This window comes from Streptomyces sp. NPDC012935 (assembly GCF_042900345.1).
GTDB lineage: Bacteria > Actinomycetota > Actinomycetes > Streptomycetales > Streptomycetaceae > Streptomyces.
The window spans coordinates 74,582-87,549 of the sequence record NZ_JBIBBC010000010.1 but is presented as its reverse complement, the minus strand read 5'-3'; the positions used below and the strand labels follow the sequence as shown (position 1 = coordinate 87,549).

At 70.1% G+C, this 12,968-nt stretch carries 9 protein-coding genes; 2 read left to right on the top strand and 7 right to left on the bottom strand.

The genetic code is table 11. The features are described from left to right. Positions 1-180: 180 nt before the first annotated feature. Complete coding sequence (locus ACFY5C_RS24015; RefSeq protein WP_389447344.1) at positions 181-1,047, top strand: phosphatidylinositol-specific phospholipase C/glycerophosphodiester phosphodiesterase family protein; 867 nt, start codon at positions 181-183, stop codon at positions 1,045-1,047. Positions 1,048-1,173: 126 nt separating this feature from the next. Beyond that, positions 1,174-1,368, top strand: a complete 195-nt coding sequence (locus ACFY5C_RS24010; RefSeq protein ID WP_107912016.1) for a hypothetical protein — start codon at positions 1,174-1,176, stop codon at positions 1,366-1,368. A 3-nt stretch (positions 1,369-1,371) separates the two neighbouring features. On the opposite strand, the gene ACFY5C_RS24005 is transcribed toward ACFY5C_RS24010, so the two are convergent. From ACFY5C_RS24005 to ACFY5C_RS23975, 7 genes are all read right to left on the bottom strand, one after another. Continuing rightward, positions 1,372-2,607 (bottom strand): phosphodiester glycosidase family protein, encoded by a 1,236-nt coding sequence (locus tag ACFY5C_RS24005; RefSeq protein WP_389447342.1) that lies wholly within the window; start codon positions 2,605-2,607, stop codon positions 1,372-1,374. Positions 2,608-2,682: 75 nt separating this feature from the next. Next, positions 2,683-3,060, bottom strand: coding sequence for a DUF779 domain-containing protein (locus tag ACFY5C_RS24000; RefSeq protein ID WP_389447340.1), 378 nt, complete (start codon positions 3,058-3,060; stop codon positions 2,683-2,685). 166 nt (positions 3,061-3,226) lie between these two features. Continuing rightward, positions 3,227-8,467 (bottom strand): family 43 glycosylhydrolase, encoded by a 5,241-nt coding sequence (locus ACFY5C_RS23995; RefSeq protein ID WP_389447338.1) that lies wholly within the window; start codon positions 8,465-8,467, stop codon positions 3,227-3,229. A 170-nt stretch (positions 8,468-8,637) separates the two neighbouring features. Next, complete coding sequence (locus ACFY5C_RS23990; protein ID WP_389447336.1) at positions 8,638-9,270, bottom strand: DedA family protein; 633 nt, start codon at positions 9,268-9,270, stop codon at positions 8,638-8,640. Between the two features lie 90 nt (positions 9,271-9,360). Then, complete coding sequence (locus ACFY5C_RS23985) at positions 9,361-10,623, bottom strand: sugar ABC transporter permease (protein WP_389447334.1); 1,263 nt, start codon at positions 10,621-10,623, stop codon at positions 9,361-9,363. 14 nt (positions 10,624-10,637) lie between these two features. Next, positions 10,638-11,411, bottom strand: coding sequence for an ATP-binding cassette domain-containing protein (locus ACFY5C_RS23980; RefSeq protein ID WP_389447333.1), 774 nt, complete (start codon positions 11,409-11,411; stop codon positions 10,638-10,640). Positions 11,412-11,455: 44 nt separating this feature from the next. Beyond that, a complete protein-coding gene (locus ACFY5C_RS23975) occupies positions 11,456-12,544 on the bottom strand; it encodes a sugar ABC transporter substrate-binding protein (protein ID WP_389447331.1) in 1,089 nt (362 codons plus the stop codon). Positions 12,545-12,968 lie beyond the last annotated feature (424 nt).

Here is a 12,968-nt window from a genome sequence, read left to right as displayed (position 1 = left end):
CCGCGCGAAAAGCCCGCCCCACCTGGGGCGGGCTTTTTCGTGTGCGCTGCACGGGCGAAGTGAACACGGGACGGCAGTCCGGCCAACTCGCCGCACAGCTCTGCTGTTTGGGGCATCGGAATCGCATACTCGCAGCGGTTCCCAACGCCTTGGAACGCCCCTGTCAGGGAGGCAGAGCACATGGCCCTCACCACCCGTCGCAGAGCCCTCACCACCTTCGGCGCCGCCCTCGCGGGCGCGGTCGCCCTGCCCGCCAACGGCGCGCTGGCCGGCGAACAGAAGCACCGCCCGCGCCCGTTGTGGCGCGCCCACGCCCACAACGACTACGAGCACCCGCGTCCTCTCCTCGACGCCCTCGACCACCGCTTCGGCAGCCTCGAAGCAGACATCTACCTCGTCGGCGACCAGCTCCTCGTCGCCCACGACCCCGAGGACCTCGACCCCACCCGCACGCTGGAGTCCCTCTACCTCGACCCGCTGGCCGCCCGCGTGCGGGCCAACCACGGCTCCGTCTACCGGGGACACCGCAAGCCGATCCAGCTGCTCATCGACATCAAGACCGAGGGCGCCTCGGCGTACCTCGAACTCGACAAGCACCTCAAGCGCTACAAGCACCTGTTCACGACGTACGCCCACGGCCGGGTCCTCCCCGGGGCGGTCACCGCCGTGATCTCCGGCGACCGTGCGGCCCGTACGCCGATGGAGGCCCAGACCGTCCGCCGCGCCTTCTACGACGGCCGCCTCGCCGACCTCGGCAGCTCGACGCCCTCCTCGTTCATCTCGCTCATCAGCGACAACTGGACGCTCAACTTCACCTGGCTCGGCGTGGGCGCCTTCCCGGACGCCGAGCGGCAGAAGCTGCGCGGCATCGTCCGGACGGCGCACTCCCGCGGGCAGAAGGTGCGGTTCTGGGCCACCCCGGACGTGGCCGGACCGGCCCGGGACGCGCTGTGGGACGAACTGCTGGCCGCCGGCGTCGACTTCCTCAACACCGACGACCTCGCCGGCCTGGAGGCCTTCCTCGACGCCCGGCGGCGGACCTTCTAGAACGCCGCGCGGGAACACCACACGTTCGGAGGACAGGTCAGCCGCCCGGACGAACCCTCCGCTACGCCACACTTGCGGCCGAACGCCGCGAACCTTGACAAGGCGGCGTGGCGGAGGAGGTTGACGATGGCCATTTCCATCTCTGTGGTGTTGTTGCTGTTCATCCTGGCGGTGATCTTCGTCCGCAACGGCGGACTGAAGATCACCCATGCGCTGGTGTGCCTGCTGCTCGGCTTCTACCTGGCCAGCACGAGCATGGCGCCCACCATCAACAGCGGTCTGACGGCCACGGCGGACATCGTCAGCAGCCTCAGACCGTGAACGTCAGCCGGCCGAGAACACTCCGATGCCGTTGGGGACAGGGCGTTCCACGCCGTCGGACGGGTGGTTCAGTACCGAGACCGTCCCCGCTCCCGGCGCGCGGGCGACCAGCGTCGACGAGCCGCCGCCGTCCAGGCTGAAGGCGTCGGCCGAGCCCAGCTCCCGCATGACGGAGGCCACCTCCGCGATGGTCAGGCCGGTGCGGTACTCGGGCGCGCCGTCCAGCGCGAGCAGCAGCAGGCGCCGGCCGTTGTCCGCGATGCCCACGGCCGTGCGCACGGCCGAGGTCCGGTTGTCGAGGCCCGGCAGGGGCTGTCCGTCGTCCAGGACCGGATAGCCGCCGAGCGCGAAGCGGAACGGAACCCGTGAGTCCGACGCCACCAGCCGGTGCCGTACCGTCACACGCTCGCCCGCGAAGAACTTCCGCAACTGCTGCGCACCGGCCTCGCGGCCCACGAGCACCGTCGTGTCGGGCGCGATCGGCCCGCTGCCGGGGGTGTCGGCGGTCGACGCGACACGGCCCCGGCGGACCGTCACCTCGTAGGTGTCCGTACTGCACGGAGCCGCCCGGTCCGTGTCCGTCCCGCAGGTGGCGCGCACCCGGGAGACGCTGCCCCACTTGGCGGTGAACGCCCCGATGGAGCCCACCGGCAGGGCGTACTGGTTGAGGCCGCGCAGCGGCAGCCGGCCCTCCTGTGTACGGATCGAGCCGTCGAGGCTCAGGCCGTCGAGACGGGCCCGGCGGTCGACGCCCAGGCCGAACACGTCCTCGGTGCTCGTGCCGGGCGGCAGCGCGGGCCCGAAACGCTGGCCGTTCGGGACCGCGCCCTTCAGCGCCGTGCCGCGCGCGACGGCCGGTCCCACACTCGCGCCGGTCGCCTGGACGCCGGGGTGCTGGGCCTCGCTGATGTTGAAGAAGTCGCCGTTCACGCCCGCGACCGCGCCCTGCGCGGTGGCCTGCTCGGAGATGGTCGCCCGGGCGGCCACCGCACCCGGATGCAGCAGATCGAGGCGCACACGCGGATTGCGCAGGTCGACGGTGAGGACATGGGCATGCGCCGTGCCCTTCGCCGCCGCGATGTCGAACTCGTCGTACGAGACACCCGGCGCGACCGGCGTGCCCTGCGCGGCGCCGGCCGGTGCCGCCCCCACCAGGGCCGCACCGGCCAGCGCGCTGAGTGCCGTGAGCAGCGTGAGGGCCGCTCTGGCGGTTCCGAACCGTTTCTGACGACGCGTCACAGATCCCCCTGATGTCTCGTCAAATGTGGCAGGACTCAGGGGAAGTGCACCAGATGGCGATGGCCTGCGGGGTTGCTAGGCGCCGACGACGCGAGAACGGGTGAGGAAACGTACCCCCTCGGGCGCCTCCAGGGAGAAACCGCTGCCTCTGCCCTCCACGACGTCGACGATCAGCCGGGTGTGGCTCCACACCTCGTACTGACTGCGCGCCATCCAGAACGTCACCGGCTCCTCGACGCCGTCGACATGCAGCTCCGCGAGCAGCACGTCCGAGCCGCCCGTACGGAACTCGCCCTCCGGGTAGCACATCGGCGCGCTGCCGTCGCAGCACCCGCCGGACTGGTGGAACATCAGCGGGCCGTGCGTCGCCCGCAGCCTGCGCAGCAGGGCGGCGGCTGCGGGGGTGAGTTCGACGCGGGGGGTCTCGTCGTACGGCGGGGTCTGCTCATCCATGGGAGCAAGGGGAGCACGGGGAACGTTGCGAGAGGGTTGCACCGAAGAGGTCGTGGTCTCGCAGATCGCGTCCGTGGACGGCGGCGAGGGCCCGGGCACCGGCCGGCCGTCGGCTACGACGACGCGACCGACCGGTTCAGGCGGCTGGGGCGAGTACCTGTCGGGGTCAGCGTCGATCGGCACCGACGGTGACGAAGCCCGCGGGTTTCGCGGCGGTGGTGTTGTCGTAGAGGACGTCGCCGGTCGACTTCTTCCAGATCCGGATGCGGAAGGTGTCCGGGCCGTCGGTGGCGGTGATGCGGAAGGCGTGGCCGGATTTGCCGTTGACGGTGCCGGAGCCCTGGTAGACCGCCCGGTCGCCGGTGATCACGAGCCAGTCGGAGGCGGTGGAGCGGAACTTCAGCCTCGCCGGGCCGAAGTCGAAGGTGGCCTTGCCGGTGGGGGCCGTGGTGCCCTTCGGGTGGGCGTAGGTGGCGGCGAAGGAGAAGGCAGCCTTGCCGGTCAGGGTCGGCTTGGCCGGGTACGCGCCGCTCGGGGAGGTGATCACGCCGGTGCCGAGGGCGGGGCCCGCGGTGCGGTCGTAGGCGATCAGCTCGGGCAGGGTGGTGCTGTCCGTCCCGCCGTCGTCGTCGTTGACCGTGATCACCGGGCGGTGGATGCCAGCCTTGGTGTAGGAGTGCTGGGCCCGGCAGGTGGTGCCGTCGACCGTGCCGGTCGTCGGTTCGGTGCCGTCCTTCCAGTCGACGGCGCAGGTGTGGCTGTCCCGGGCGCCCGGGTCGCCGAAGTCGGCGGTCACGGCGGCCGGCTTGCCGGTCGGCACGGCGGAGGCGGGGCCGGTCGCCGAGGTGATCGCGGGGGCAGCGTTGGCCACGGTCACGGTGGCGGTGTCGCTGCCGCGGCCGCCTGTGAGGGTCACCTCGTAGGTGCCGTCGTCCGAGCAGGTGAGCGTGGTCCGGGCGGCTGTCGGGTCGCCCAGCGTGCAGGGGGCGCTCTCGGCCACCGCCCACTTCGGGGTGGCCGCGCCGGAGACCGAGCCGTTCAGCGCGATGGCGTCGCCCTCCTTGCCGCCGCCGTCCGGACCGGCGCGGACGACGGTCACCGGGTCGATGCCGGACAGGGTGGGCACGACCTTCTCGATCAGGCCGTCGGCGTCGAACTCCAGCTTGTCGAGGGTGGTTTCGCGGTGCGTACCGTCACCGCCGGGGATCGCGAAGCGGTGATAGGCGATGTACCAGTCGTCGGTGTTCGGGACGTGCACGACCGAGTGGTGGCCGGGACCCTTGATGCCGAGGGAGAGGTCCTTCTCCAGGATCACGCCGTGCTTGGTCCACGGGCCGGTGGGCGAGGGGCCGGTGGCGTAGGCGACGCGGTAGTTCTCGTCGCGGGTGTCGTTCTCCGACCACATGAAGTAGTAGGTGCCGGCGCGCTTGATGACGAACGTGCCCTCGTTGTAGCCGCTCGGCGTGATGTCCGTGACGTTCGAGGTGTCGATGGACGTCATGTCGTCGGTGAGGGGCGCGACGTACGCGCGGCCGTTGCCCCAGTAGAGGTACGACCGGCCGTCGTCGTCCGTGAAGACGGCCGGGTCGATCATCTGGCCCCTGAAGTCGCCCGCCTTGAGCAGCGGCTTGCCCAGCGCGTCCTTGAACGGTCCGGTCGGCGAGTCGGACACCGCGACGCCGATATTGGCGTCGGCGCAGTAGTAGAAGTAGTACTTCCCGTCCTTCTCGGCGATCGTCGGCGCCCAGGCCCTGCTGTCCGCCCAGGACACGTCCGGGCCGAGGTCGAGGACGACCCCGTGGTCCTTCCAGTGGACCAGGTCGGTGGAGGAGTACGCCTTGAACTGCGTACCGCTCCAGCCCTCGAAGCCGTCGGTCGTCGGGTACAGGTAGAAGGTGTCGCCGAAGCGGACGATGTTCGGGTCGGCGTTGAGGCCGGGCAGCACCGGGCTCCTCATGACGAGCGCCGAGACCGACCAGGTGCGCTTCTTGCCGTCGGAGCCCGTCACCTCGTACGTCACCGGTTTGGTGAAGTCCTGGACGCTGCCGGAGGCGGGGCTGATCGCCGCGCCGTGGGCCAGGGTGAACTCCGGGGCGAGGGCGGTGAGATCGGTGCCCTCCTTCATCGGCAGAGTGATCCTGCTGCCGGAGTTGTCGACGAGCGCGCCGACCTTGAGCGCCGGGGCCGTCACCTTCGCGATGCCCGCGGTGTTGCCGCTGAGCTCCATGACCTGCGCGGCGGTGAGGGCCCGGTCGTAGACGCGGAAGTCGTCGACCTCGCCGCCGAAGTACGGGTCGGCCGCGTACAGGGACCGGCCGATGTAGCCGCCGTGGTCCTTGTCCGCGTCGTACAGCTCGGACGGCTTGACGGTGGTGGTCGTACGGGCCGCCTCGATGCCGTCCACGTAGAGGACCATCGTGCCGGTCGAGCCGTCGAGGGTGACGGTGACGTGCCGCCACTCGCCCGGCGTGAGCTGCGAGCCCGCCGTCAGCTTCGACTCCGCCGACCAACTCGCCTTGGTGATCGCCGAGTAGAGGCTGGAACCGCCGTTGGAGGGGGTGGCGAAGAGGTACTTGTCGCTGTCGGGCCCGAGGCCGAACAGCCACTGGAAGCTGTCGCCGCCCTTCCACTTGGCGTACGTCGAGACGGTGACGCTGCCGGCGTCCTTCAGCACGCCGTTCGGGATCTTCACGTACGGCGAGTTCGAGTCGCCGGACATCCTGAACGAGCCGCCCTCGACGCCGGTGCCGAAGTCGGGCGTACGGACGTAGGTGCCGTGGTATCCGTGGCCACTGGAGTCACGGGCGATGGTGCCGCCCGTCTCGTCGAAGTCGTAGCGCAGGAGCAGGTCGGCGGGTACGTCGGCGCCCTCTTCAGAGACCGTGACCTCGGCACGGACCGGTATCGCTGCGCCGTCCGGCAGGCTGCCGGTCACGGTGAAGGCGCCGGACTGCGCGTACTTGGACTCCGGGACGTCCTCCCAGGTCACCGCGACGGGACGCTTGACGCCGTCGGCGTACGTGGCGACGACGGTGGCCGGCAGGACAGGCGCCTGGCCGATGCCGGTCCGCACCTCCACGCCCTCCACGCTCTCCACGAGCTGGTCCGGCTGGTAGGCGCGCAGCAGACGGTCGTACTCGGCCCGGGTGACCGGGAGTACCGTGCCGTGGCGGGGCTTGGCCGGGAGGTCGTAGCCGGTGGACGGGGTCCAGGTGCCGGAGGCGAGGTCGGTCGTCTCGAAGGGGATGTAGCCGCGGCCGCCGAACTCGTCGAGGAAGGCGTACCACTTGTCCTCGGTGTTCGACTTGAACACCAGTGGCCCCTCGGCGGCGTTCATCGCACCCTTGCCGATGCCCTCCGCGACCGCGGTCCATGACGGGTCGAGGATCGAGTCGCTCTTCTCCTCGAAGATGAACTTGCTGTTGGGGGTGGAGGAGGAATTGTTCCGCTCGTCCTTGGAGAGGCGGAAGTACGTGCCGTCGTGCTGGATCATCGTGGAGTCGATGACCGAGTAGCCGCGGTCGATCCAGACCTTGGGCTCGCTGAACGTGTAGAAGTCGCGGGTGGTCGCGTACATCATGCGGTTGTACGTGTCGCCGGAGTGCGCCTCGTTGTCGTACAGCTTCGACGCCCAGAAGACGACGTACTCACCGCGCTGTGCGTCGTAGAACGCCTCCGGCGCCCAGGTGTTGCCCGCGCTGTCCGGTGAGACCTTCACCAGGCGCTGGTTCGTCCAGTGGACGAGGTCGGTGGACTCCCACACCATGATGGACTTGCTGCCGGTGCGCTGGGCGGCGTCCCAGTCGCCGTTGCCGTAGATCCTGAGGTCGGTGGCGATCTGGTAGAACTTGTCGCCCTCCGGGGAGCGGATGATGAACGGGTCGCGCAGTCCCTTCTCACCCAGTGTGGAGGTCAGGACGGGCTTTGCGTCGTTCAACTCCCGCCAGTGCAAGGGGTCGTTGCCCTTGCTGAGGGCTGTGTAGAGCTGCTCGCCGTCGGCCGTGCCCTCGCCGGTGAAGTAGCTGAACATGTAGCCCTTGAGGCCCTCCTGCTTCGGCATCTCGGGCACGTTCGCGGTGAAGGTACGGGTCGCTTTCGCCTCGCCCTTGGTGACGGTGGCGGTCAGCTCGACGGTGGTGGCGCCGTCGCCGTGCGCGGGGCGGTGGACCAGGCCGTCCGTGGAGATGACGTCCGGCTTCGCGGAGGACCAGGTGACGTCGGTGCCGTGGGAACCGGTCGCCGGGAGGGTGAGGTTGCCGCGTACGTCGTCGAGGTTGCGGACGGCGAGGGCCGCGGCGGCCTGCTCGGCGGCGGTCCGGTCGTCGAAGGCGGGGAGCACCGTGACCTCGAAGGTTCTGGTGTCGGTCACGGTGCCCTTCTTCAGGGTCGCCGTGAGGGTGGCATGGGCGGCCGGTTCACCGGCGGCGGGGCGGGTCACCGCGCCGGAGCCGGACACGACGCCGGGGTTGTCGCTGGCCCAGCTGATCGCGGAGCCGCCGGCCGTGCCGGTCCTCGGCAGGTCGAGGTCGGCCGTGACGGCGTCGGTGTCGCCGAGGTTCAGCGCGGCCTTGTCGTCCGCGACGCCCTGCGTGGCGACGGGGAGGGCGAGTTGCTCGACCTCGGAGGCGGCGAGAGCGCGGTCGTAGACGCGGAAGTCACGCATCCGGCCCTTGAAGAGCTTGTCGTCGGAGTAGACGGACTTGCCTATGTAGTTGGCGGCGGTGGTGCCGGAGCCGATGGCGCCCGGGGTGATGGTGACCGAGGTGTTGCGGCCGACCTCGACACCGTCCTCGTACAGCACGCCGGTGGTGCCGGTCTGGGTGTAGGTGACGTGCTTCCAAACCGAGCGGGTCAGATTGTGGGAGTCGGCGGGCCGGGTGGTCTGCTCCGTCGACCAGTTGCCGGTCGCGACGGACGTCCGCAAGGAGTTGCCGGTGGTGAACAGGTAGCCGTTCCCGCTGCCGCCGCTGGAGTTGCCGAAGCCGTACAGGAAGTACGGCGTGCTCTGCGCGGAGTCGATCCGCACGTCCAGCGAGACGGTGATCGCGTCCATGCCCTTCATGACGTCGTTCGGCACCTTGAGGTAGGTGTCCGAGCCGTTGAAGGCGAGGCCCTGACCGGTGCCCGACCAGTCGGCGGCGCCGTTGACGGTGCCGGTGCGGCCGTTGCCGGAGGCGTCGGGCACCGTGCTGCCGGAGCCGGCGTCGAGCTTGTACCAGAGGGCGAGACCGTCGGTGATCTCCGCCGCCTCGGCCGCCTCGTCCGTCTGCGCCCTCTGCGCCGCCTGCGCCGCCTGCGCGGGAAGGGTGGGTGCGGTGAGGCCCAGCAACAGTGAAGCTGCGGTCAGCCCGGCGAGTCGGCCCGCCAGACGTCTCGCGCGGACACGGACGCGTGCGATGTGCGGCATGTGGATTCCCTGCTGAGGCATGGCGGGGCCGCGGCCATGGGCACCCTGCCGTTTCGGCTGTGTGACGTCGTGTTGCGAGAGTGTCGATCGGGGTGTGGCGGGGCGTCAAGAGTTTTCGAACGATGTCCGGCAGGTCGAACGAGTCAGGGTGGACTCCCTCAACTTCCGCTTCAGCGGTCTCTCTTCGCCCGACGCGCCTCCGTCAGGACGGGGAGCATGGGCAGGAGGGAGAGCACGACGACGAGGGCGATCAGCGGGAGCAGGAAGTCGTCGATGCCGGGGACGGAGGCGCCGAGGGTGTATCCGGCCAGGACGATGCTCTGTGACCAGAGCAGACCGCCTACGATCTGCCAGACGGTGAACGTCCTGGTGGGCACGCCGAGGGCGCCGGCTGCCGGGTGAAGGACAGTCCGCACCATGGGGACGAACCGGCCTATGACGAGGGCCTTGCCGTAGCCGTAGCGGGCCAGGAGCTTCTCCGCTCGCGCCGCCGCCTCGCGGACACGCCGTTTCGAGGTGCGGGCGAGTAGCGCCCGCCCGCCGTGTCGGCCCAGCAGGAACCCGACCTGGGCCCCTGCCAGAGCGCCCACGGCCGCGCAGAGCAGGACCTGCCACAGCACCAGTCGCGGCGCCTGGTCGGCGGTCGCTGCGCACAGGACGCCCGCCGGGAAGAGCAGGGTGTCGCCGGGCAGGAAGAAACCGACCACGAGCAGCCCCGACTCCGCGAAGATCACCACGAGGACGCCGAGGGCGCCGAAGGTCGCGAGTACCGCGGCGCTGTCCATCGGGTTGACGGCGATCACCGCCCTCACCTCCGGCCGTCCTGGTCGGTCGCCCTCCCCTCCAGGATCGCGTGCACCTGGATGCGGTGCTCGTCCCGGCCGGAACGAGCGTCAAGCGCGCCCGTGCGCTTCTTGCGACCGTCGTGACAGTGCGTCGATGACCACGGCGGCGAAGAGCACCCCGCCCGTGATCATGAACTGGACGGCGGCGGGGGTGTCCGTGATCGCCATGCCGGAGGCGATCGACTGGATGACGAGCATGCCGAGCACCGCGGACCAGGTGGAGCCACGGCCGCCGAACAGACTGGTGCCGCCGATGACGGCCGCGGCGATGGCGTTGAGCAGCAGCACTCCCGAGCCCGAGCTCTGGCTCACCGAGGTGATGCGCGAGGCCAGGAACATGCCGCCGATCGCTGCCATGGTGCCCGAGACCGCGAGCACCGCCGTCTGCACCCGCGTCACGCGGAGGCTGGCGCGCCGGGCCGCCTCGACCCCGCCGCCGAGGGCGTAGACCTGCCGCCCGTAGTGCGTCCGGCGCAGGACGATGTCGAGGCCGGCCACCACCACCAGGAAGATCAACAGGGCGAGCGGCAGACCCTGGAAGCGGTTGAGCAGATATGCGGTGGCGAACGCGATCACCGCGAGTCCTCCGGCACGGATCGCGATGACCTGGAGCGAGCGGTGCGGCATCCGAGCGGCCACGCGGCGCCGTCTGTCCTGGTAGGACACGAGGAAGACCAGGCCCACGGCGACCGCCGCGATGCCATAGGCGACGGCGTCATCGGTGAAGTAGTAGCTGGTCAGCTTGGCGACGAGCCCGTTCTCGTCGAGGTTGATCGTGCCGCTGGTGCCCAGGATGTAGAGCATGAGGCCGTTCCAGGTGAGCAGCCCCGCGAGCGTGACGACGAACGCCGGTACCCGGGTCCTGGCGAAGGAGTAGCCCTGCACGGTTCCCGCCGCCATGCCGGCGAGGACCGCGATGATCAGGGAGAGCCACTCGGGCACGCCGTTGTTCACGTTCAGCACGGCGAAGACGGCCGCTGCGAGCCCGCTGATCGAACCGACGGACAGGTCGAGTTCGCCGAGCAGCAGCACGAAGACGATGCCGACCGCGATGAGGCCCGTGCCCACGATGTCCACGCTGAGATTGGACAGGTTCCGGGGGGAGAGGAAGTTCTCGTTGAGGGACTGGAAGGTGATCCACACGACGGCGAGCACGACGACGACCGGGACCGAGCCCAGCTCCCCTGCCCTCAGCTTGCGCCGCGAGAAGGCCATCCAGTTCTCGATGGCGCGGGCGGCGGTCTGCCCGCGGTGGGCCTGACGGGCCTCGGTGGCGGGTGCGGCGGCCTCGGCCTGAGGGCTGTCCGCCATGTCGCGCGTCCCTTTCACCATCCCGCCTCCTGGTGGGCCTGTCGGTGGGGCGCGTTCTCCGTCGCCCCGGTGATGGAGGAGATGATCTGCTCCTGGGACGCGGTGTTCACGTCGAAGAAGCCGTTGTTGCGACCGAGCCGCAGCACGGCGGCCCTGTCCGCGAGCGCTTTGACGTCGCCCATGTTGTGGCTGATGAGAAGGACCCCCAGGCCGCGGTCGCGCAGCTGGTCGACGAGGTCCATGACCTCGGTGGTCTGCTGGAGTCCCAGCGCCGCGGTCGGCTCGTCCAGCAGGAGGAGCCGCGGGTCGCCCAGCAGCGAACGGGCGATGGCGACCGTCTGCCGCTGGCCGCTGGACAGGGACACGAGGGGGGCACGCAGTTCGGGGACGCCCCTGGTCAGCCGCTCCAGCAGCTGGAGGGTCCGGCGCTCCATCTCCATCTCGTCGAGGAAGCCGAACCTGCGGATCTCCCGTCCGAGGAACAGGTTGCCGACGACGTCGAGGTTCCCGCACAGGGCGAGGTCCTGGAAGACGGTGGCGATGCCGAGATCCCGTGCGTCGTTGGGGCGCCTGATGTGGACCGTACGGCCCTCCCACTCGATGACGCCCCTGTCCGCGGGGGTGACACCGGAGATCACCTTGACCAGGGTGGACTTGCCGGCTCCGTTGTCGCCGAGGAGGGCGACGACCTGGCCGGCGTGAATCTCCAGGTCGATGTCCTCGAGGACCTCGACGGCGCCGTAGCGCTTGCACACACCGTGCAACGCCAGCAGTGGGGGAGCAGACACGGAGACGACTCCTTCCCGTGGGTCCGGCCGGGGCGAACCGGTGGTCAGGTCAGCCCGACCGCCTCGCACGCGGCGCCGAGCTGAGGGGTACAGATCTGCTGGACCGTGTACACCCCGTCCTTCACCAAGGTGTCCTTGATGTTGTCGGCGGTGACGGATATGGGGGTGAGCATGACCGCGGGGACGGTAGGCCCGTCGCGTGTCGTCACCTCGTCCTTGGCCACCCGGTCGAGGTTCTCCCCGCGCGCCGCGGCCACGGCCAGGGCGGCGCCGGCGGCGGCCTCGGGCTCGAAGGGCTTGTAGACGGTCATGTACTGATCGCCGCCGACGATGCGCCGCACGGCTGCGAGTTCGGCGTCCTGCCCGGTGACCGGGGGCAGCGGTTCCACCTTGTTCGCCTTGAGGGCGGAGATGCTGCCGGAGGCGAGGCCGTCGTTGGCGGCGTACACCCCCTGGATGTTGCCGACGCCGAGGGCGGAGATGGCGCCGGACATGTTCAGGTTGGCGGTCTCGGCCCGCCACTGGAGGGTGTCGTACGACTTGCCGATCTTCACCTTCCCCATGAGCACGTCCAACGCGCCCTTCTTGAACAACACCGCGTTGGGGTCGATGGGATCGCCGTTCATCATGACGATCTGGGCTCCGGGCACCTCGTCGCCCATGGCCGTCAGCAGTGCCCTGCCCTGGAGCCTGCCGACCTCCTCGCCGTCGAAGGAGACGTGCGCCGAGATCGGGCCCTCGGAGAGACGGTCGTAGGCGATGACCGGGATGCCCGCCTCATTCGCCTTCCGGACCGAGGCGGCGAGCGACCGGGAGTCCACCGCCACGAGCAGGATGGAGTCGACTCCCTTGGTGATCATCGAGTTCATCTGTTCCTGCTGAAGGGCCACATCGCCCTTGGCGTTGGTCAGATCGACCGTGCACTCGGCGCACCGCTTCTTGATCTCCTTGTTCAGCAGGGGTTTGTCCTGGGTCTCCCAACGGGCCGTGGTGGCGTCCGGCAGGAGCACGCCGATCACCGGGTCGCTGCTCTCGGCGGCGTCGCTCCCGCCGTCCGCCCCGCAGGCCGTGAGGGCGACGGCCGTGGACACCGCGGTCATGGCGAGAACCGCGTCCCGTAGGGGGGCCTTCATGTGAGAGATCTCCCTTGTCCTTCACCGTGCGTGGCGAGGCCGCGCTCGTGGTCGCCCATGACCGGCCGTCAGTGGGTGTCCGGGGTTCGGCCTGCGTGGCGGGTGTGGAGGGAGCGGTGCGCGTGCACCGCCGTGTCGAGGATTCGTGTCCACGGCGGCCGAGGCGTGCGGCCAGTGCGGCGCGCCTTCGTCCACCCCGGCGCGGCGGTGGCTCGACCCGGCCGGTCCTGCATCGGCGGCAGGCTCATGGAGCATGGCGACATCTGGCCTTCTCAGTCGTCAGTCTGACACCGGCCGCGGTGATCTGCGAACGCAGCGGGGGCGTCCCGCCGGGTGGTGGATGCCCCGGTGCCGCGCCGTCGACCGCCGGCCGGCGGCCGTCGGATGACTGAGGAGCGGTGAGTCTGTCCGAGCGCGATGAGTC